This window comes from Bacillus sp. FSL K6-0069 (assembly GCF_038007785.1).
Classification (GTDB): domain Bacteria; phylum Bacillota; class Bacilli; order Bacillales; family Bacillaceae_G; genus Bacillus_A; species Bacillus_A mobilis.
In genome coordinates, this window is the sequence record NZ_JBBOXN010000001.1 from 4,577,605 (window position 1) to 4,596,229 (window position 18,625).

Annotated in this window: 25 protein-coding genes and 2 pseudogenes; 14 read left to right on the forward strand and 13 right to left on the reverse strand. The window is 35.3% G+C overall.

The features are described from left to right. Positions 1 to 8 precede the first annotated feature (8 nt). Both MHB74_RS23575 and MHB74_RS23580 read left to right on the forward strand, forming a co-directional pair. Positions 9 to 773 carry an ABC transporter ATP-binding protein gene (locus MHB74_RS23575; RefSeq protein WP_061680462.1) on the forward strand — a complete coding sequence of 255 codons (765 nt, stop codon included), beginning with the start codon at positions 9 to 11 and terminating at the stop codon, positions 771 to 773. Continuing rightward, positions 766 to 1,572 (forward strand): ABC transporter permease, encoded by an 807-nt coding sequence (locus MHB74_RS23580; RefSeq protein WP_061680463.1) that lies wholly within the window; start codon positions 766 to 768, stop codon positions 1,570 to 1,572. The genes MHB74_RS23575 and MHB74_RS23580 overlap by 8 nt, the downstream gene beginning before the upstream one ends. Positions 1,573 to 1,605: 33 nt before the next feature. Here the strand turns inward: MHB74_RS23580 and MHB74_RS23585 are convergent, their stop codons facing one another. Continuing rightward, positions 1,606 to 1,833: a hypothetical protein gene (locus MHB74_RS23585; RefSeq protein WP_061680464.1), complete on the reverse strand. Its 228-nt coding sequence runs from the start codon at positions 1,831 to 1,833 to the stop codon at positions 1,606 to 1,608. A gap of 212 nt (positions 1,834 to 2,045) precedes the next feature. Continuing rightward, positions 2,046 to 3,158, reverse strand: a complete 1,113-nt coding sequence (locus MHB74_RS23590) for a hypothetical protein (protein WP_061680465.1) — start codon at positions 3,156 to 3,158, stop codon at positions 2,046 to 2,048. A 93-nt stretch (positions 3,159 to 3,251) separates the two neighbouring features. Here MHB74_RS23590 and MHB74_RS23595 point away from each other — a divergent pair, with 93 nt between their 5' ends. After that, entirely contained in the window at positions 3,252 to 3,923 is a 672-nt protein-coding gene (locus MHB74_RS23595) for an HAD family hydrolase (RefSeq protein ID WP_061680466.1), read from the forward strand. Between the two features lie 100 nt (positions 3,924 to 4,023). Here the strand turns inward: MHB74_RS23595 and MHB74_RS23600 are convergent, their stop codons facing one another. The 3 genes from MHB74_RS23600 to MHB74_RS23610 form a co-directional block, all read right to left on the reverse strand. Further along, positions 4,024 to 4,563: a DUF3267 domain-containing protein gene (locus tag MHB74_RS23600; RefSeq protein WP_061680467.1), complete on the reverse strand. Its 540-nt coding sequence runs from the start codon at positions 4,561 to 4,563 to the stop codon at positions 4,024 to 4,026. Positions 4,564 to 4,675: 112 nt separating this feature from the next. Then, the gene (gene mutTA, locus MHB74_RS23605; RefSeq protein WP_000276386.1) at positions 4,676 to 5,155 is read right to left on the reverse strand and encodes an antimutator 8-oxo-(dGTP/GTP)ase; all 480 of its coding nucleotides are present in this window, start codon (positions 5,153 to 5,155) and stop codon (positions 4,676 to 4,678) included. Between the two features lie 84 nt (positions 5,156 to 5,239). Then, the gene (locus MHB74_RS23610; RefSeq protein WP_061680468.1) at positions 5,240 to 5,557 is read right to left on the reverse strand and encodes a hypothetical protein; all 318 of its coding nucleotides are present in this window, start codon (positions 5,555 to 5,557) and stop codon (positions 5,240 to 5,242) included. An 83-nt stretch (positions 5,558 to 5,640) separates the two neighbouring features. On the opposite strand from MHB74_RS23610, the gene ytzI reads away from it, so the two are divergent. The 6 genes and pseudogenes from ytzI to MHB74_RS23640 all read left to right on the forward strand — a co-directional run. Next, on the forward strand, positions 5,641 to 5,790 hold the full coding sequence (gene ytzI, locus MHB74_RS23615) for a YtzI protein (protein WP_000912935.1): 150 nt from the start codon (positions 5,641 to 5,643) through the stop codon (positions 5,788 to 5,790). After that, positions 5,783 to 6,007: pseudogene (locus MHB74_RS23620) on the forward strand (hypothetical protein); the annotation flags it as partial. The gene ytzI and the pseudogene MHB74_RS23620, both read left to right, overlap by 8 nt. Positions 6,008 to 6,023: 16 nt before the next feature. Next, complete coding sequence (locus tag MHB74_RS23625) at positions 6,024 to 6,257, forward strand: YczI family protein (RefSeq protein WP_061680469.1); 234 nt, start codon at positions 6,024 to 6,026, stop codon at positions 6,255 to 6,257. Between the two features lie 28 nt (positions 6,258 to 6,285). Beyond that, positions 6,286 to 6,519, forward strand: coding sequence for a DUF3953 domain-containing protein (locus MHB74_RS23630; RefSeq protein ID WP_061680470.1), 234 nt, complete (start codon positions 6,286 to 6,288; stop codon positions 6,517 to 6,519). A gap of 439 nt (positions 6,520 to 6,958) precedes the next feature. Then, the gene (gene tnpB, locus MHB74_RS23635; protein ID WP_340844533.1) at positions 6,959 to 8,086 is read left to right on the forward strand and encodes an IS200/IS605 family element RNA-guided endonuclease TnpB; all 1,128 of its coding nucleotides are present in this window, start codon (positions 6,959 to 6,961) and stop codon (positions 8,084 to 8,086) included. A 102-nt stretch (positions 8,087 to 8,188) separates the two neighbouring features. After that, positions 8,189 to 8,301 (forward strand): annotated as a pseudogene (locus tag MHB74_RS23640) (DUF3953 domain-containing protein); the annotation flags it as partial. 27 nt (positions 8,302 to 8,328) lie between these two features. On the opposite strand, the gene MHB74_RS23645 reads toward MHB74_RS23640, so the two are convergent. The 4 genes from MHB74_RS23645 to luxS form a co-directional block, all read right to left on the reverse strand. Next, positions 8,329 to 8,643, reverse strand: a complete 315-nt coding sequence (locus MHB74_RS23645) for a DMT family transporter (protein WP_061677528.1) — start codon at positions 8,641 to 8,643, stop codon at positions 8,329 to 8,331. 1 nt (position 8,644) lies between these two features. Further along, positions 8,645 to 9,340: a DMT family transporter gene (locus tag MHB74_RS23650; protein ID WP_081110193.1), complete on the reverse strand. Its 696-nt coding sequence runs from the start codon at positions 9,338 to 9,340 to the stop codon at positions 8,645 to 8,647. After that, a complete protein-coding gene (locus tag MHB74_RS23655) occupies positions 9,337 to 10,101 on the reverse strand; it encodes a MerR family transcriptional regulator (RefSeq protein ID WP_061677531.1) in 765 nt (254 codons plus the stop codon). Before MHB74_RS23655 ends, MHB74_RS23650 begins: the two co-directional genes overlap by 4 nt. A gap of 127 nt (positions 10,102 to 10,228) precedes the next feature. Next, complete coding sequence (gene luxS / locus MHB74_RS23660; RefSeq protein WP_001141371.1) at positions 10,229 to 10,702, reverse strand: S-ribosylhomocysteine lyase LuxS; 474 nt, start codon at positions 10,700 to 10,702, stop codon at positions 10,229 to 10,231. Positions 10,703 to 10,830: 128 nt separating this feature from the next. Here luxS and yidD point away from each other — a divergent pair, with 128 nt between their 5' ends. Next, the gene (yidD, locus tag MHB74_RS23665) at positions 10,831 to 11,067 is read left to right on the forward strand and encodes a membrane protein insertion efficiency factor YidD (protein WP_000809334.1); all 237 of its coding nucleotides are present in this window, start codon (positions 10,831 to 10,833) and stop codon (positions 11,065 to 11,067) included. On the opposite strand, the gene MHB74_RS23670 is transcribed toward yidD, so the two are convergent. Further along, positions 11,064 to 11,627, reverse strand: coding sequence for a beta-class carbonic anhydrase (locus MHB74_RS23670; RefSeq protein ID WP_061677533.1), 564 nt, complete (start codon positions 11,625 to 11,627; stop codon positions 11,064 to 11,066). The two genes, yidD and MHB74_RS23670, sit on opposite strands and share 4 nt — an antisense overlap. A 224-nt stretch (positions 11,628 to 11,851) precedes the next feature. Between MHB74_RS23670 and cydA the strand changes: the two genes are divergently transcribed. Then, entirely contained in the window at positions 11,852 to 13,201 is a 1,350-nt protein-coding gene (cydA, locus tag MHB74_RS23675; protein WP_061677535.1) for a cytochrome ubiquinol oxidase subunit I, read from the forward strand. Beyond that, entirely contained in the window at positions 13,191 to 14,219 is a 1,029-nt protein-coding gene (gene cydB, locus MHB74_RS23680) for a cytochrome d ubiquinol oxidase subunit II (protein ID WP_061677536.1), read from the forward strand. Before cydA ends, cydB begins: the two co-directional genes overlap by 11 nt. A 167-nt stretch (positions 14,220 to 14,386) precedes the next feature. On the opposite strand, the gene MHB74_RS23685 is transcribed toward cydB, so the two are convergent. Both MHB74_RS23685 and MHB74_RS23690 read right to left on the reverse strand, forming a co-directional pair. Then, complete coding sequence (locus MHB74_RS23685; protein ID WP_061677538.1) at positions 14,387 to 14,620, reverse strand: spore germination protein; 234 nt, start codon at positions 14,618 to 14,620, stop codon at positions 14,387 to 14,389. A gap of 82 nt (positions 14,621 to 14,702) precedes the next feature. After that, the gene (locus MHB74_RS23690) at positions 14,703 to 15,476 is read right to left on the reverse strand and encodes an S-layer homology domain-containing protein (protein ID WP_061677539.1); all 774 of its coding nucleotides are present in this window, start codon (positions 15,474 to 15,476) and stop codon (positions 14,703 to 14,705) included. A gap of 711 nt (positions 15,477 to 16,187) precedes the next feature. Between MHB74_RS23690 and MHB74_RS23695 the strand changes: the two genes are divergently transcribed. Both MHB74_RS23695 and MHB74_RS23700 read left to right on the forward strand, forming a co-directional pair. Further along, positions 16,188 to 17,222 carry a YdcF family protein gene (locus MHB74_RS23695; RefSeq protein ID WP_061677540.1) on the forward strand — a complete coding sequence of 345 codons (1,035 nt, stop codon included), beginning with the start codon at positions 16,188 to 16,190 and terminating at the stop codon, positions 17,220 to 17,222. 187 nt (positions 17,223 to 17,409) lie between these two features. Further along, complete coding sequence (locus MHB74_RS23700; RefSeq protein ID WP_000411242.1) at positions 17,410 to 18,282, forward strand: YitT family protein; 873 nt, start codon at positions 17,410 to 17,412, stop codon at positions 18,280 to 18,282. A gap of 95 nt (positions 18,283 to 18,377) precedes the next feature. On the opposite strand, the gene MHB74_RS23705 is transcribed toward MHB74_RS23700, so the two are convergent. Beyond that, on the reverse strand, positions 18,378 to 18,596 hold the full coding sequence (locus MHB74_RS23705; protein WP_061677546.1) for a hypothetical protein: 219 nt from the start codon (positions 18,594 to 18,596) through the stop codon (positions 18,378 to 18,380). Positions 18,597 to 18,625 lie beyond the last annotated feature (29 nt).

An 18,625-nucleotide genomic window follows, 5' to 3' on the forward strand; every position in this document is an offset into this window, starting at 1 on the left:
CGAAGTGTATGAGTTTTTTACAAATACGTAACGTTTCTCACTGCTTTTTCGCAAAAGAAAATGCCAAATTGATTCTCGAAGATATGAGTTTACAAGTGGAAGAAGGCGAATTTATTTCTATACTCGGTCCAAGTGGTTGCGGCAAAACAACACTCCTCTCCATTATTGCCGGACTGCTTGATCCAATTGAGGGCATCGTCTTTTTAGATGGTGAGCCCATTACAACGAAAACTTCATCTATGGGGTATATGTTGCAACAAGATTACTTGTTCCCTTGGAAAACAATTGAAGAGAATATTATGCTTGGACTTCACACCCGAAAAATCTACAATGAACAGACGAAAGAACATACTTTACAACTTTTAAAACAAGTCGGTCTACATGATGTAGAAGAGCAATACCCTCGTGAACTGTCCGGTGGTATGCGTCAACGTGCCGCTCTCGTTCGAACGTTAGCGACCGATCCGAAAATTTTATTGCTAGATGAACCTTTTTCGGCTCTCGATTATCAAACGAAGTTGAAACTAGAAGATCTTGTTTTCAGCTTACTACGCACATATAAGAAAACTTCACTGCTCGTGACACACGATATTGAAGAAGCCATTGCGATGAGTGATCGTATTTATTTACTACAAGCGAATCCCGGGCAAATTGCAAAAATATTTATCGTCCCAGAAAGCATCCGTTCCTTATCACCGTTAGAATCACGCCACCACCATGACTTCCCATCCCTCTTCCAAGATATATGGAAGGAGCTGGAGCGACTTGGATAATATAAAGCAACTACATGAACAGTTTCGGAAAACAGAACGCAGGCGCGCATGGTTAGCACGCTCACTACAGCTTTTACTGCTCATTCTTTTCTTTGCACTATGGGAAATAGCTAGCAAAAAAGAGTGGATTGATCCTTTACTCTTTAGCTCCCCTTCAAGCATCTGGAATCTCTTCCTTAGTAAATGGATTGACGGTTCGCTTTGGGTCCACATATGGACGACATTACTTGAAACGGGAGTAGGCTTCATTCTTGGAACAGTGCTCGGCGCTATTATCGCTACTTTGCTTTGGTGGATGCCGCTTCTCGCCCGCGTACTCGATCCCTATCTCGTCGTCTTAAACGCCATGCCAAAAGTGGCACTTGGACCTATTATCATTGTAATCTTCGGCCCAAATATTTCTTCGTCGATTGCAATGGGGGTAATCATTTCCATCATCATTACCATTCTCGTTATTTACAGTGCATTTCAAGAAGTCGATTCTAACTATATAAAAGTGATGGACACATTTGGTGCAAATAAGTGGCAATGTTATAAGCAAGTCGTTCTCCCTGCATCCTTCCCAGCAATTATTTCAACGTTAAAAGTGAACGTTGGTTTATCATGGGTCGGTGTTATATTCGGCGAACTTCTCGTCTCTAAACAAGGTCTTGGCTACTTAATTAGTTACGGGTTCCAAGTATTTAATTTCACGCTCGTCTTACTGAGCGTACTACTCACCTGTGTCCTCGCAACACTTATGTATGTGTTTGTTGAGGCATTTGAAAAACTTCTAATTGGAAAACGAAAAAGAAGCTGACTTAGAGCGATAAACTATAGTCAGCTTCTTTCTTTACTTTTTATCACACATCTTTGTTTCATTTGTCACGTTGCCATTCGCAACCGTAACTGTATGGAAACAATCTTTCACACGTACTGTAACGACATTTTCTTTTCGATCTATTACATGATAATCATCATACTTTTTATTTAATGCACTACGAATTTGCTCTCCTTCAAAAATCGGAAAACCGTGAGACATTACCCAAATGAGACCAGCAACCGCAAGAATCGTTTTCATACGTTTCATTACCTCCTTGAGAGTAAACTTTTAGTCCCTATAATATGCGCATTATAATTGTGTCTAATTTGTGACATTTTTATACTAATTCTCTTTTAAAGCTTCAGTTCCTTCTTCTTTTTATAAAAAGACAGAATTTTCAATTTTATCAACAAAAAAACGCAAAGAACTAAAATTCTTTACGTTTTCTTGGCTAAAATATATAACTCGTATTAGTGTCCACTTTGTTGTTCTATCGTTTTCGAAACATCATATAATCCCGTCAACACTTCCGCTCTCATTTTCACAAGTTCAGGGAACTGATAGAAGAATGCAATTTTTTTATACTTTAACTCCGATCCTTCTTTCACCTTTTTGGAATCTTGCAAAATAAAAGCTGTAAACGTATCTGCAATATCTTCCGCTACATTGGTCGTTCCATACTGTGATACAAACTCCTCATGCTTTTCTTTAAAAAATTCAATTTGAGTTTCTTCACTTTCTTCCACTTTCTTTTCTGTCCACTCCTGCTCAATATCCTTCCAGAAAGAGTTATAAAATTGATTAATATAAGATTTCTCCCTCGCACACCCCTCTTGTAAGAAAAGCGTTTCACAGTTACTTCTGTACGTTGAAATATCTTTATCTTCTTCAAAATCCTTCAAATACTTTTCATCTACTGGTATTTGCTTATGTCCGAGTGTCAACACATGAGCCGTCTCATGAATTAATGTTTTCATCACTTCATCGATATTTACCGCAGAATCAAGTGTATCTAAGCTTAGCGTCCAATCTTTCGGATTCTCCATACTAGGCATAACATGGGCAACAACACCGTCATAACCATCCGTTATTAAGTCGAATTCTGTTATATTCCCGCGATATTTAGCTGGGATAAGAGTGCGGTACATATCCCATAAGTCTTCATGATAGCCCCTATCTTGACGTTGTTGTAGCACTTCTTCTTTCGCTTCTTTATCTTCAGCGAATACTTTATTTAAACGTTTCCGTTCTATTTTTTCAAAATAAGGATCTACAATTTCATCACCATCAATATAATAAGAAGCTAAAAAGAAGTAATTTTCATCTTCTTCTTTTTTCTTATCTGCTCCTTTCATATCCACACTTTCATGCTCTTCTATATCATAATCTTCTGCTGCCTCAAGCTCAGATAATCCATCTATTTTTTCATATATCTTTTGAAGTTTATTATCTCCTATTTCCACGCATTCTTCTTCTGTCTTACAAATTTCTTTTTCCTTCACACTCTTCATAGAACTATCGCATCCTGTTATTAAACCAATTGCGACGATAAACCCTACTAACTTTCTATACAGTTCCTTCATATAAACCTCCGTCGTTCCATTCTACAAAAATATAATAATCAATTTCTGACGAATATGCGATAATTAATTATACAAACTGTAAGGAGGTTTCCCATGATTCGAGCAGTCTTATTCGACTTAGATGGAACGCTATTAGATCGACGCCAATCTCTAAAACAATTTATTCATGATCAATATAATCGCTTTGCCTCTCACTTAATGAACATAGAACAATCAGAGTATTGTTCTCGATTTCTTGAGCTCGATAATAATGGCTATACGTGGAAAGATAAAGTATATGCTACTCTCCTTTGCGAATACAATATTACCACTTTAACGCCAGAGCAACTGCTGCACGACTATATTACCAACTTTCAACATCATTGTATTCCTTTCCAAAACATGCATGAATTACTTCAGCGTTTAACACAACAAAATATTAAAATTGGCATTATTACAAACGGCTTTACTGACTTTCAAATAAACAATCTTCGCGCACTAAACATACATACGTATACAAACACAATTCTCGTTTCAGAAGCGGAAGGAATTAAAAAACCACATCCTGAAATTTTCGAACGAGCTTTACAAAAGCTAGACGTTAAAGCCACAGAATGTCTTTACGTTGGAGATCATCCAGAAAACGATGTGCTTGGTTCTGAACGAATAGGGATTCTTGGTGTGTGGAAGAGAGATTCATTTTGGGATGACTTTGAGCATCCACGTGTAGTGAACGATTTGTTGGAGGTGCTTTCGTTTTTAGAAATAGAAATGAAAACAAAATAATAGTAAATAAATTACATCGGCGATTTTCACAATATATCAACTTACCAACAAAAAATGACAATAAAAAGAGGAGTTCGCTACTCTAGCGCCTCCTCTTACTTTATGATTCATATACTGTAAACTGCGGTTTACTCGGATGATCTTTCACTTGCGCATCCTCTGGAAACTTTGATACTTTTTGATATAGGGCAATGTCACCGATACAACCTGCTGTTAGTAAAATCCCTAAAAATGAGATGGATTGCACGTTCGTAGCTAACCCAATTACAATTGGCAAAATTCCAGTTGGTAAAAACGGCAGCATTAACACTTTTTTCATTTGCTTTACTGTAATCGCCTGTTTAGAATGAGCATATGCAACACCTAACTTCCAATTAACCCCCCATTTCAGTTCACTCCACGGCACACCACCAATATAGTGAAACCCTATTAAATGTATCGCTTCATGAATACAAACGAGAACAATCATTGCGATAATAAAAAGAAACAGGGTTGGTAACGTAATTTCAATTTGAAACCCGCCTGAAAGAAGTGAATGTACAAAACTAACTCCAATCGCCAGAGCGAATGCTATACAACATGAATAGAAATTTAATTTAACCATCGAAACAGTAACAGTCGTTTCTTTTCCTTTATCCATCTTTCCCCTCCTACAATGTAAATATATCTTTACAAAATTGTATAATATATCCAAAATAATATAAAGATATATTTACATTTATTCTTACACACAAAAAAAGAAACCGGCCACTTTACTTCGTAAAACAGCCGATTTCTTCTATATGTTTCATCGTGCGCGCCAATACATCGTCACGCATTATAAAGCTAAATTTTCTATCCGTTTTAATATTGTCAGGAATGTCTGTTAATAAAACAGATCCTTTCGTTTCTTCGTAATGCGTATGTTCTTCTACCGCACTAATTGTTGCAAAATAAATGTTTTTAATGATTATTTTGTCTTTTCCAGATACTTTATATTGTCCTAAGTAAGTTAAATCAGAAACTATGCCGCCAGTTTCTTCATGAACCTCTCGAACTGCCGCTTCTTCCGGTGTTTCCCCTAGTTCTACTTTACCACCTGGAAATTCAAGACCGCGACGTAAATGATGCGTTAATAACCATTGATCCCCGTACCGGCATACAACCCAAACATGCTTTGGCTCAGGAGAAAATGGATAACGTTCAAACGATAATTGTACAGTGTTGTGGTAATAATCTTTAAATTTGTACATGCCATTACTCCCCTATTGATGGTTACAAGTTTTTCCTACCACAAATTGTAGCATATTCTCGCTTTTCTGCATAATATTATCCAATTACAATCCATTGATTATTCCCATTTGCGCGACTAATTCTTTCGTCTCATGATTTCCTAAATTGTAAATCATTTTATATGCTTTTTGTAGTTGTTCATCATATCGGTCATTATTTGAATCGTGATGATACTCAACAAATGGAACGTGAGAACGTACAAACGAACCTAAATCCTCTACATATGCTTGATCGAAGTACTCTCTTAACTCCGTAATTTCCTCATCACTTGCGGAAATTTCAAAATTATACGTATCCGCCGTCTTCACTTGTGAAATTTGACCGTTTCCTATTGATATATAATATGTTTTTTTCGTCTCCATGTAACACCCTTCTTTCATCCTTTTATTTTCTATTGTTTTCATCAATTACAAAATTATGTAAAATAAAGAAAAGGAGGGATTTTATGCTCAAAATATTAATTATCGGTATTATAATCGTCCTAGTCATACTAGTACTTTCCGTCATGACAATTAATAAAGGCTATGCATATAAACATTCTGTTGATAAGCCAGAAGATAATCCTTATACAAAAAACAGCAAAAAGAATTCTTAATACGCTTCATATACTACTTATTTTACCCCACATCATAACCAGCATTCGTTTACTGGCAGGACAACATAACTTTCTACTACTTTCACACTTTCTATTAGGGACTTTACTGTTTCTTATTACCATTGAACAAATAGGGGAAAAGGATTCAGGAACAGGCTTTATTTGTATTGCCGCTCGAGCCTTCTCTTATATTGTTCTTATCATTACCTACATAAAAGAAAAGGAGGGTTTTTATGTTAAATGGCGTTCGGATTACTTTTGCACTTATCGCTTTATGTATAGCAATCTATGGTTTTATTAGCGGTAACAGAGACATTATTATGCCTTATATGTTCTTTTTCTTAGGATTAATGGCTTTCACTGTAGCGATAGGAGAAATAAAACAGCATAGAAAATCTAGCGGTATACTCGCTTTCATGGCTGGCTCTGGTGCTTTATTTCTTAGCTTATCAGAACTATTTCGGTAAATACTCTATTTAAAAGGGGGAGATTTGTATGCTAAAAACATTACGAATTGTATCCGCTCTTATCGTCATCGCTCTCGCTCTATCCGGAATGTTTACAAACGCACTTGTTACATTGCCTTATATGCTCATCGCCTTATCTATTATGACCTTCATCGTGAGTGCAGAAGAAAAACAGAAAGAAAAGAAAGTACATAGTATACTCTCCTTCTTTTCTGGCGTATTCACTTTCGTTGTTGCGATTATAATTTTTGTCTCTCGGTAATTATCTTTCTACTAGGAGGTTCAAATGCATATAAGAAAGTTACAGATAACCATTGTTTTTATTACGTTGATCTTATATTTATCATTTCCCGACAGAAAACTCCCACCTCAAGGAATGGGTAGGACATGTCCCAATGAGTAGGTGGGAGCTGAATGACGGTTAGGCAACAGCCTAAAGGTTCTTCTTGGTGAAGAATCAATATAAGGTACCGGTATCGTAATCAGTTTGTTCCTATAGAAAGAAAATGTTATAGCTCAGAGGAATTTTTAAATCTACTAAATTGTTTCATTTGTATTTTTTTGAAAGGGACAGAGGACTTTCGACAAAAAAGAAGAAATGATACGTGATCAGTATTTTTTGGTTATATCATGATATCGTTCCCATGCATATCATGAAAAAGATTGTAAACAAATAAAAAAAGGAAGTGAGGTGAAAAGCGGTGCTTATCCATAAAGCGTATCAGTTTCGGATCTATCCTAGTGTAGAACAAAAAATAGCTATTACGAAAACAATTGGTTGTTCACGCTTTGTATTTAACTACTTTTTGGAAAAGTGGAATGATAGATATAAAGAAACAGGAAAAGGGTTATCTTATGGCACTTGTTCTTCGCAATTACCTACTCTCAAAAAAGAATTTATATGGCTAACAGAAGTGGACAGTATCGCTCTTCCATCTTCTCTTCACAACCTTGCTGACTCGTATGCAAGATTCTTCAAAAAACAAAACAAAGCACCCCGGTTTAAATCGAAGAACAATAAAATCCAATCCTATACAACGAAACATACAAATGGAAACATTGCGATTATAGATAATAAATTGAAGTTACCGAAACTTGGTCTTGTCAAATTTGTCAAAAGTCGTGAGATAGAAGGACGAATTTTGAGTGCTACTGTCAGAAGGAATCCAAGTGGACAATATTTTGTCTCGATTCTTGCTGAAGCAGAAGTACAAGAATTGCCGAAGACCGATTCCGCTGTTGGTATAGATGTTGGGGTGAAAAACTTTGCTATTCTTTCAACGGGTGAGGTATTCGGTAATCCAAAATGGTCTCGGGTATTAGAAAAGAAACTCGCTCATGCCCAGCGTATTCTATCTAGACGTATAAAAGGTGGAGCGAATTGGAATAAACAGCGAATGAAAGTCGCTCGTATTCATGAACGAATCAAAAATGCAAGAACGGATTACTTGCAAAAACTCTCTACAAGGATCATCAAAAACCACGATGTGATTGGGATAGAAGATTTGCAAGTATCGAATATGTTACAGAATCACAAACTAGCGAAAGCGATTCAAGAAGTATCATGGTCACAATTCAAAGCGATGTTGTTGTATAAGGCACGCTGGTATGGGAAAAAAGTGATTGTGGTGTCAAAAACATTCGCTAGTTCCCAAACCTGTTCGCATTGCGACTACAAAAATAAAGATGTGAAAAGCCTAAACCTGCGTGAATGGAAGTGTCCTTCTTGTGGTATGTATCATGATAGAGATCTGAATGCAGCGGAAAATCTGAGAAAAGAGGCCATAAGGCTCCTAACCGTAGGAATTACGGGGATTGCCTACTCATAAAACTGAGGGATACCTTAGTGTTCGTAGGAATCCCCCACTTCAAACAGCTCGTTAGAGTGTTAAGTGGGGGTAGTTCAAAATATTCTTTTAAAGGAGGATTATATGTTTATCTTTTTTGGAATTGATGAAATAAAGAACCAAGAAAAAGCAAAAGCATTTGTTTATTTTCTTGATTCTTTATTTTGTATGTTGGGGTGTCTAGCATACTTTCATAAAAAAAGAAGAGCATGTTTTGCTCTTCTTTAACTCACCATTTTCAATCCAATAATCGTCCCCATAATTCCAACGATACAAATAATTCGAAATGCATTTTTCGGCTCTTGAAAGAATAAAATACCGACAACTGCTGCACCAAGCGTCCCAATTCCAGTCCAAACTGCATATGCAATTGATAACTGAATTTCTTGAAGCGCCATCGTTAAAAATTGAAAACTAATAATAAAGCCACCTATTAAAATAATATTATTCGTCCAATTATTATCTTTTGCTACTTTCTTTATCCCAATTACACCGACAATTTCAAGGAGCCCGGCTATAATTAAATACATCCACGCCATTTTATTTCACCTCTTCCTTGCCGCCGCTAAATTTCAATCCGATAATAAATAGTGCTAATAAACACACAAGGAAAATTTTAATAAACGAAAATGGCTCTTTAAAATACACAATATCTACTACTATCGTTCCCACTGTCCCAATTCCAGTAAATACTGCATATGCGGTTCCAATTGGGATTCTTTTCGTCGCTTCAATTAATAGATGAAAGCTAACTAAAATTGCAATAAGTGTCAAAATACTCATCGAATTTGTTTTTAATCCAGTTGCCCAATATATTTCGATTAAACCGCCAAATACTAAATACAGCCAAGCCCGATTTGTACTAACCTCCTTTTTCTTTTGCACTTCTTCTTTTACCTCTTGTCGTATTTCTTGTTTTGAAGAGCTACGTTTCTTTTTCGGAAAAAGAATGTAAGACATCGCCCATATAAAATGAATCATAAGTACCGATGTCCAAACACTGACAATGGTATTAATAGTTTCATTTTGATAAAAGCCGATTCGTTTATTCAAAATCCATTCTTTCATATGAAAAATATAAGATCCACTTGGTAGCTCTTGAGCTGGTACAAGTCCTATTACAAAAATAAATAAAAGCTGTGCAAGAATGAAAATACCCACATGTTTATAAAAGTATTGCCGCTCTAATCTCGCGTGCTCCTTTCCATATAGCTTCTCTTTTTGCATAGCTGTCATTTATCTTCCTCCTTTTTCAAATAACACTCTACCATTTCATCTATATACTTCATTGTTTCCGAATCAAGTCCATATACTTTTGCAATCTCGCCCTCTTCAGGTCTAATTAATTCCCAATACTTATTTATTAATTGTTCATCTTCTTGAAATACATGCATAGAAAAACCCACTACTTTTTCCGCCAATTGTTGAACTTCTGGTGAATCTACTGGTTCATTTATACGCTCACGAATTTCTCTCAATACTTGCAACCACTCTTGCGTTCTTTTATCGTTTTCTTCAAATGTTGGTAAACCCTGAATAATATGCTGCTCTTCCTCATTAAAATACCTTTTCCAAAATTTCTCCCTCTGATCAATTCCCTGTACAGATTTTATAAATAACATTAAATCTTCTGTTCTAAGCTCCCCTGTTAATTCAATGGAATGAAATGTTGTATATAGTAGTTTTTCTAAATCCTGTAATCTTTTTACTTCCCCTTGTATCGTTTGAATTTCATTTTGAATCGCATTTTTCCATATTTCTTCTTCTGAAATCCCCTTTTCTTCTTTTAATACTTCTTTTATTTCTGAAAGCTTAAAACCGAGCTTTTTAAAAGTTGTGATTTGCTGCAATGTAATTACATCATCTTTTGAATAGTAACGATATCCTGACTCGGCAACATACGAGGGTGTTAACAATCCAATTTCCTCATAATATCTAAGTGTTCTCGTCGTTACATTCGTTTCTTTTGAAATTTCGCCAATGCTATACTTATCCATCATTTCCTCCCTTTACCTTACTTTATTTATCCTCACTATAAACTTTGACGTTTACGTTAAAGTCAATACTCTTCATAACATATATTTCTACAAATAAAAAAACTGCCCTTTCACAGGCAGTTTCACTTTATCCAAATACTTTCTCAAGTTCATCTTTATCTTGGCTTAACCAGAAGTTCATTAAGCGTTGTGCGCCTTCTAAGTCGTGAAGCTTCGCTTGGCCACATTGTGTTTCATTTGCAGCTGGAATTTCTGTAATTTGAACCGCATCTTTTAATGTTAGTTCTAATAAATCAATGATTTCTCGAACTGTTGGTGTTCCGCTTACTACAAGATAATATCCTGTTTGGCAGCCCATTGGTGAAATATCGATAATATCAAAATGCGGATAACGATCAATATATTTACGTAAATTAAATGCTAATAAATGTTCTAACGTATGAATAACATCTGGTTTCATTGCTTGTTTATTCGGTTGGCAAAAACGAATATCAAATTTATTTACAATACCGTCACTACCTACGTTGTGAACTCCGCAATGTCTTACATAAGGCGCCTTTACAATCGTATGATCTAATTCAAAGCTTTCTACTGATGGCATACAACATCTCTCCCGCTTTTAATTTAATTCCGTTATATCCAATATGATATAACGGAAATCAACATTAGTAAAGTATTATGTACAGTCGTGCTATAATACTTTAAGACTATGCTGAAAAGGAGACCATTATGAAACAGATTTTTATTGGGATTATACGATTTTATCAAAAATTCATTTCTCCAATGACACCACCAACGTGCCGCTTTTACCCAACTTGCTCTCATTATGGATTAGAAGCATTTCAAAAGCATGGTGCCCTGAAAGGATTTTGGCTAACTTGTAAGCGTATATTAAAATGTCACCCTTTCCACCCGGGAGGATTTGATCCTGTCCCAGATAAAAAGGATGACAAAGTAAATTCTTAATTGTCGTAGCCATTCACAACTAAATCTAATTTTCCTGTGTCAGGGTGAATAACAAGACCATGAACAGGTACTTCTTCAGGAAGTAATGGATGGTTACGAAGTACTGATACGCTATGTTCTACACTTTCCTCTACACTAGAGAAACCGCGTAAGAATTGTTCTAAATCGATTCCAGAATAACGAAGTGTATCTAATTTTTCTTCTGTTACACCGCGTTCTTTCATCTTCTCAATTGTGCTGCTCGCTTGAATTTTAGCCATACCGCAATCGTGGTGACCAACTACACATACTTCATCAGCACCAAGTTCATATACAGCAACTAAAATACTACGCATAATACTTCCGAAAGGATGTGAAATAACAGCGCCTGCTACTTTAATAATTTTCACATCACCGTTACGCATATTCATTGCTTTCGGTAATAGTTCAACAAGACGTGTATCCATACAAGAGATAATAACCATCTTTTTGTTTGGAAATTTCCCTGCTACAAATTCTTCATATTTTTTCTCTTCAACGAATTTTTCATTGTACTGCATAATCTCTTCTAATGACTTCATAGTAAGGAACCCTCTTTTCTCTCATTTACACTACATAAACAGTGTACCAAAATATGAAAAACACAAAAAGTATATTGTATTATTATAAAAGCAATATATTTTCAGATAACCGACATAATTCTTTCAAAATATACACACAGCTTTGTAACAAGTCTCACATACTATACTCCTATTTTCACTATAAACTAATTGTAGATAATGTAAAAAAGGAGTGAATATTTATTATGTCCGACGTTCTGTTACTGAGTCGTTTTCAATTTGCAATTACTATTTTTTATCACTTTTTATTTGTACCTTTGACAATCGGACTTGTTATTTTAGTGGCATGTATGGAAACGCAATACGCCCGCACATTGAATCCAACATACCGCAAAATGGCAAATTTCTGGGGTAAATTATTTACAATTAACTTCGTCATGGGGATTATAACCGGGATTACGATGGAGTTCCAATTTGGAACAAACTGGTCTGAGTACTCCAAATATATGGGAGATATTTTCGGATCCCCTCTCGCAATCGAAGCACTCGTTGCCTTCTTCTTAGAATCTACTTTCATGGGAATATGGTTATTCGGTAAAGACAAAATCTCACCAAAGTTCCGTGCCTTCTGTATGTGGATGGTTGCACTTGGAACAAATATTTCCGCCCTTTGGATTATTACAGCAAACGGCTTTATGCAAAATCCAGTTGGCTACGTCGTACGTAACGGTCGCGCTGAATTAAATGATTTCTGGGCACTTGTTACAAATCCATACGCTTGGAATATGTTCTTCCATACTGTAATTGGTTGTTATATCGTTGGTGCTTTCTTCGTTATGGCAATTAGTGCCTATCATTTATTACGTAAAAATGAAGTAGAATTCTTCAAAAAATCATTTAAATTTGGCTTACTGTTAGGCTTATTTGCCGCAACTGTTACGCCGTTTATGGGACATCAGTCTGGTGTATCCGCAGCTAAATATCAACCAGCAAAAGGAGCTGCGATGGAAGCAGTTTGGGAAACGGGAAAAGGACAAGGCTTCTCGATTGTTCAAATTCCTGATGTAAAAAACGAAAAGAACTTTGAATTCCTTACGATTCCAAAGCTAGGAAGTTTCTTCTACACAAACTCATTTGATGGAGAGATTGTTGGTTTAAAAGATATTCCGAAAGAAGATCGTCCAAACGTTAACCTCGTGTACTATAGCTTCCGCTTAATGGTTGCACTTGGTATGTTCTTTATGGCATTAACTTGGTATGGCTTCTATTTAAACCGAAAAGGAAAACTAGAAAACTCAAAACGTTATTTAAAAATTACAATGTGGTCTGTTTTACTACCATATATCGCAATTAACGCTGGTTGGATTGTTGCCGAAGTAGGTCGTCAACCATGGACAGTTTATAAACTAATGCGTACAGCAGAATCTGTATCACCTATATCTGTTCCCCAAATTTGGTTCTCATTAATTAGTTTAATATTATTCTATACTCTACTCTTAATTGCAGACGTATACTTAATGCTAAAGTTCGCGAAAAAAGGACCTGCTGCATTAGAAGAGCCTGCTACTGAAGGAGGTACAGCTCATGTCTCATGATATGCTTGCGATCATCTGGTTTGGTTTATGGGGCGTAATTTGGACAGTCTACTTCATTCTTGATGGGTACGCACTTGGTAACGGAATGATTTTTCCTTTCGTTGCGAAAGACCGACAAGAACGAAATCAATTACAAGAAGCAATCGGCCCGTTCTGGGGTGGTAATGAAGTATGGTTAATTACAGCTGGTGGTGCAACATTTGCTGCCTTTCCAATCACGTATGCAAATATGTTTAGTTACCTATATACACCACTATTTTTAGTATTACTCGCACTGTTCGCTCGTGCTGCCGGGCTTGAATTTATGCATAAAGACGATTCACCAATTTGGCAAAAAACTTGCAAATGGGCATTTACAATTGGTAGTTTCCTAATCGCCTTCTTATTTGGCGTTACGTTCGCTAACCTTTATTACGGACTACAAATTGGAAAAAATGGTTATGAAGGAAATTTACTTAGCTTACTAAATCATTACGGTATTTTAGGTGGCCTTTTCTTCACTGCTATATTCGTCGTATCTGGTGCCCTTTGGGTTATGATCAAAACGACTGGTGAAGTATCTGATCGTGCTTATAAAATTGCAAGACCATTTTCAATGGCAGCTGCTATCATTTTGGCTATTTTCTATGTAGCAACTGCAAATCGTACAAACTTATTCCAAAACTTCACAGAGTATCCGGTACTATTCATTCTTCCAGTACTTGCTATGTTAATGAGTGTACTCGCACTTATTATGGTGTACAAACATAAAATCGGTCTTGCCTTCACATTCGTTTGCTTAACAATCGCGATGTTTATGACAACTGGCTTTGCAGGCATGTTCCCAAGAATGTTACCGTCACGTATTAACGACGCATACAGCACAACGCTATACAACGCAGCAGGTAGTCAATTAAACTTAAAAATTATGTTCTTCGTTGCAATGGTTATGGTACCAATTGTTATTGGATATCAACTTTGGAGCTACAGTATCTTTAAAAATAAAATTCATAAAGACTCTGCTAAAGGGTATCACTAAAATGAAAAAAGACACTTCGTTTGAAGTGTCTTTTTTGTACGTATGATTTTCAATAAGATGTTATATTTCCAATCTAACAACTATAATACAGAAGAATCATTAACAGCTCACAGCTAAAGTGTAACACACAACAAACATGTTACTTTATGCAATTTTGCATATGAAAATTATAACGTGGATTGAATGACTTGATCATACACATCGCTATCCCTTACATCTGCTGTACTAATACCACTAAATGTTTGTACCTTTATTCCTGTATTCGATGATCCCGATCCATTATAAGCTTTCGTTTTTTCAATTGGCTGCACGTTATATTTATCACCTAAGTTAATTGTTCCGTTACAATTTTCAATAATAACACCTTCCACAATTGACGGCATTTTGTCACCTACTTTCATTTCGTTACTTTTATTTTATGAGAATCGCCTAAAAAAATAGCTTGTTTCCATAAGAAAAAGCACTCAGATTGAGTGCTTTTTCTTATTTACCGCTCTTATTTCTCTCACAAGCAATTCCATCGCCATCACGATCTAAATGCTTACCGTAGTATGGACTATCTCTTGTAATATCATAAAATCCAGCATCGTTTGCTTCTTTACAATTAGCAAAGCGCTTTGACTCTTGATTTGCTCCTGGTCTTTCCTCATATGGTAATGTCGCATTATATAAGAACTGTACATATTGTTCACGAGTTACATTCATCTTAGGTGAAAACATATTATCGCCTGTTCCAGCAGCAATTTTATTAGATTGTACAGCGCTAACCGCTTTATTCGACCATGATTTTCTATCCACATCTACAAATGTATGCTCTGATTTTGCCACTAATTTATAGGCATTTGTTAATACTTGAGCCATTTCTTCACGAGTCAAAGAGGCTTTTGGTCTAAAGTTCCCTTTGTCATCTCCTGCAAAAATCCCCATTTCTGTTAATGCTAAAATTTCCTTTTTAAAACTTGTTGAATGATCATTAATATCATTATATGGATTATTGTAATTCTCTTTCGATTCCGGCTTTAGCTGAAGATACATAAGTCTAGCAACTTGCTCACGAGTCACGTCATCGCCGAATCCAAAAATCCCATTTCCGTACCCACTAACAATATTTTTGCTTGATAAATCTAAAATCGCTTTATAAGACCAATGCCCTGTTGGAACATCTTTAAAACTACTACTTGCCTGTGCCGTTCCAATAGATGTAAATGCAGTTGTTACGACAATCGCACCTGTTAAAAACATTTTCTTTAAATTCATTCCAAGGTCCCCTTTTACTTTTCTTAATAACCATTTAACATAATAACAAATTATAATAATACAATTTGTCATATCATGTCGAACACAAAAAAGAATCCAGCAGGATTCTTTTTTTGCTAAGCATGAATGGCAAATTTGGAGACAGTTGACTTCTTCAAAAATTTATTAGGGGTAATATTTTGAAAAAGAAAGCCTTTCATATGTAGGTTAACACCACTGGAATATATAGTAAATTGATAATGTTTATACGGAAGATTGCTAATGTTTAGTATAGATACTTTCCACTATATCAACAGTGAAAAGTATCTACGTTAAACAACATAAAGGTGCCTTCAAAGAAGGCACCTTTCATAAACAGACGCTATAAAACAGAATTATTTATTGTTATACGATTGTTAGATACAAAAAGTAGAGGGAAATGTTTGTAAGAAATTCTGCTTTATATAGTCTGCCTACCACTTATATTTTAATCCTCTTCACTTGAAAATAAATATAATATGCATAATTACATGAAAAAAAGAAAAGACACTCCATAGAGTGCCTTTTCAACCATTTTACTTTTAATATATCGCTTTCCATACATTGTAACATATGTATCTATATATTTTATTGAGAAAATTCTAAATCATTTTTTCTTTCATTTTCAATTATAAAATCATGTAATATAAAGGGTATGTCAAATTATTATACAAATTGAGGTGTACTATATTTATGTATTTTGGAATTATTCCTCTTATATTGTTTATTATTTTTCTTATCTCTTACTTAAAGGATCCGCGAAAAATAATAAACGGCTTTTTATTTAATGTTTTTTTCTGTTTTTTCCTTCTTTTTTGTGTGATTATATCTGTAAATTCAAGTATTGATGTCCTACGCTATAGTATAATTTTACCTATTTTAGCACTTATTCTTATGATTCCTTTCGGTGTTGTTGCTTTAATGTTTGGGCTATTTCTGAATGCGAGAATTTTAATGAAACGAGAAGGACGACGGTTCACTAACTGTTTAACACTCATTGCTGCTTTAGGTATTTTATTCTGTATATTATTCTTTTTCATAAGTCCAGCAAGTTTCTTCTCACCGCATTTGCAACCTATTTTTGGTGGAATTTCTCTTATAACCTTATATTTCTTTATACACTTATCTAACTTCTTAAGCGCTTATTTTCTATATCAATTCAACAGACCAAGGCGTAATCAAGATTTCATCATCGTTCTTGGTAGCGGCTTAATTAATGATAAAGTACCACCTTTACTTGCAAGTCGTATTCATAAAGCAATCGACTTTTACTGGAAACAAGCCGCTGTGAATACACCACCAACAATCATTTTCTCTGGTGGACAAGGTCCAGATGAAGGTCTTCCAGAAGCGGAAGCGATGCAAAAGTACGCTGTTGAAAAAGGAATCCCGCTTGAACATACAGTGCAAGAAAATCGCTCTGTAAACACATATCAAAATATGTCGTTCTCTAAAGAAATTATGGATTCTTTAAAACCTGAAGGTAAGTATAGAAGTATTTTTACAACGAATAATTTCCATCTTTTCCGCGCTGGTATATATGCAAGACAAGCGGGGCTTAATAGCCAAGGAATAGGATCAAAAACTGCATTTTATTACTGGCCTAATGCAATGATTCGTGAGTATGTCGCAATCGTTGTGATGGGACGTAAACGTCATATGAAAGTTTGCGGAGCTATTTTAGGATTTTCTTTATTCCTATCCGTGCTTAGTTTTATCATTTCTTAATAACCTCCCATCCTTTGAAAGGATGGGATTTCTTATACTCATTTCAAAAATATTTTAAAGATAATATGGTGATAATATTCCCTGCATACATCCATTAAAGGAGAGATTTTTCAAATTAAATGTTAAAATGAAATTTAGGTGTGAATTATGTAACAAATAAGAAACTAGTTTGAAACGAGGAAATTACATGGAGAAAATTATCAAAAACAAGCCCAATAAGCTAAAAATCGCTTCAAAAGCTTTGATGATTATTATTGGGGCATTTATTACAGCATACGGATTAGAAGCGGTATTAATTCCAAATAACGTATCAGACGGTGGTGTGACTGGTTTAAGTATCGTTAGTTCAAGATTATTTGGATTGCCATTAGGAGCTCTAATCGCAGTTATTAACATTCCTTTCGTTTGGTTAGGATATAAACAAATAGGTAAAAGCTTTGCAATTTATTCTATTATCGGGATTGCTTCATTAGCAATAGGTACCGTTGTTATGCACGGAATACCTACTATTATTGAAGGCGATACATTACTTGTTACAGTTGTTGGTGGTATTATTATCGGTTTCGGTATGGGACTAGCATTACGTAACGGCGGCGCGTTAGATGGAATCGATATGCTAGCCGTATTACTTTCTCGTAAGTTACCATTTGGAACGAGTGACCTTATTTTATTCTTAAACATGTTCGTATTTATTTTCGTATCAACAGTATTCGGTCTTCAAGGAGCTATCCTTTCGGCAATTGCTTACTTTATCGCTTCGAAAGTGATTCATATCGTTGAAGTTGGTTTAAGTGGTTCGAAAACATTTAAAATCATTACAAAAGAGCCTGAATTAATGGTAGAAACAATTCGTGATCGTTTAGGCCGAAGCGCAACGTATAACGAAGTATATGGTGGTTATTCAAGAGAGAAATTCAAAGAAATTTCTTGTGTAATTAACCGTTTAGAAGAAAGTAAAATGAAAGACTTGATTAATGAAATCGATCCAAATGCCTTTATTACAGTTTATGATGTAGCAGAAGTAAAAGGCGGTAACTTTAAGAAACGTGATATTCATTAATCATTATGAATAAAGAGGGTGTGCCAACAATTTGGCACACCCTCTTCTTATTATTAAGTTGCGGTCGATATATTCTAATAATCGCTGATATAATTTTACTCTCCCCATCTTCCTCCTCTCTGAATCCATGCTACATATTTTTGAAAGGCAGGCACTTCATGTTGGAAGCGAAGCGGAACATATAGAAAGAGAGTGCATGTACATAATATCCATAGAATACCTACTACAAAGTGAAATTTCATCGTTGTGCTAATAAACAAACTGAGGAATAAGACGAGGAACATAATTAAACTAAACCTTTTATATAGAGTCATAATAATCTCCTCCTTATAACTTAATTGTA

Bases quoted from the DNA above. Each gene is read 5' to 3' on its own strand.
- MHB74_RS23575 (WP_061680462.1), top strand. From the start codon at position 9: ATGAGTTTTTTACAAATACGTAACGTTTCTCACTGCTTTTTCGCAAAA.
- MHB74_RS23585 (WP_061680464.1), bottom strand. From the start codon at position 1,833: ATGAAAACGATTCTTGCGGTTGCTGGTCTCATTTGGGTAATGTCTCAC.
- MHB74_RS23590 (WP_061680465.1), bottom strand. From the start codon at position 3,158: ATGAAGGAACTGTATAGAAAGTTAGTAGGGTTTATCGTCGCAATTGGT.
- MHB74_RS23595 (WP_061680466.1), top strand. From the start codon at position 3,252: ATGATTCGAGCAGTCTTATTCGACTTAGATGGAACGCTATTAGATCGA.
- MHB74_RS23600 (WP_061680467.1), bottom strand. From the start codon at position 4,563: ATGGATAAAGGAAAAGAAACGACTGTTACTGTTTCGATGGTTAAATTA.
- mutTA (WP_000276386.1), bottom strand. From the start codon at position 5,155: ATGTACAAATTTAAAGATTATTACCACAACACTGTACAATTATCGTTT.
- MHB74_RS23610 (WP_061680468.1), bottom strand. From the start codon at position 5,557: ATGGAGACGAAAAAAACATATTATATATCAATAGGAAACGGTCAAATT.
- ytzI (WP_000912935.1), top strand. From the start codon at position 5,641: ATGCTCAAAATATTAATTATCGGTATTATAATCGTCCTAGTCATACTA.
- MHB74_RS23625 (WP_061680469.1), top strand. From the start codon at position 6,024: ATGTTAAATGGCGTTCGGATTACTTTTGCACTTATCGCTTTATGTATA.
- MHB74_RS23630 (WP_061680470.1), top strand. From the start codon at position 6,286: ATGCTAAAAACATTACGAATTGTATCCGCTCTTATCGTCATCGCTCTC.
- MHB74_RS23645 (WP_061677528.1), bottom strand. From the start codon at position 8,643: ATGGCGTGGATGTATTTAATTATAGCCGGGCTCCTTGAAATTGTCGGT.
- MHB74_RS23650 (WP_081110193.1), bottom strand. From the start codon at position 9,340: ATGACAGCTATGCAAAAAGAGAAGCTATATGGAAAGGAGCACGCGAGA.
- MHB74_RS23655 (WP_061677531.1), bottom strand. From the start codon at position 10,101: ATGGATAAGTATAGCATTGGCGAAATTTCAAAAGAAACGAATGTAACG.
- luxS (WP_001141371.1), bottom strand. From the start codon at position 10,702: ATGCCATCAGTAGAAAGCTTTGAATTAGATCATACGATTGTAAAGGCG.
- yidD (WP_000809334.1), top strand. From the start codon at position 10,831: ATGAAACAGATTTTTATTGGGATTATACGATTTTATCAAAAATTCATT.
- MHB74_RS23670 (WP_061677533.1), bottom strand. From the start codon at position 11,627: ATGAAGTCATTAGAAGAGATTATGCAGTACAATGAAAAATTCGTTGAA.
- cydA (WP_061677535.1), top strand. From the start codon at position 11,852: ATGTCCGACGTTCTGTTACTGAGTCGTTTTCAATTTGCAATTACTATT.
- cydB (WP_061677536.1), top strand. From the start codon at position 13,191: ATGTCTCATGATATGCTTGCGATCATCTGGTTTGGTTTATGGGGCGTA.
- MHB74_RS23685 (WP_061677538.1), bottom strand. From the start codon at position 14,620: ATGAAAGTAGGTGACAAAATGCCGTCAATTGTGGAAGGTGTTATTATT.
- MHB74_RS23690 (WP_061677539.1), bottom strand. From the start codon at position 15,476: ATGAATTTAAAGAAAATGTTTTTAACAGGTGCGATTGTCGTAACAACT.
- MHB74_RS23695 (WP_061677540.1), top strand. From the start codon at position 16,188: ATGTATTTTGGAATTATTCCTCTTATATTGTTTATTATTTTTCTTATC.
- MHB74_RS23700 (WP_000411242.1), top strand. From the start codon at position 17,410: ATGGAGAAAATTATCAAAAACAAGCCCAATAAGCTAAAAATCGCTTCA.
- MHB74_RS23705 (WP_061677546.1), bottom strand. From the start codon at position 18,596: ATGACTCTATATAAAAGGTTTAGTTTAATTATGTTCCTCGTCTTATTC.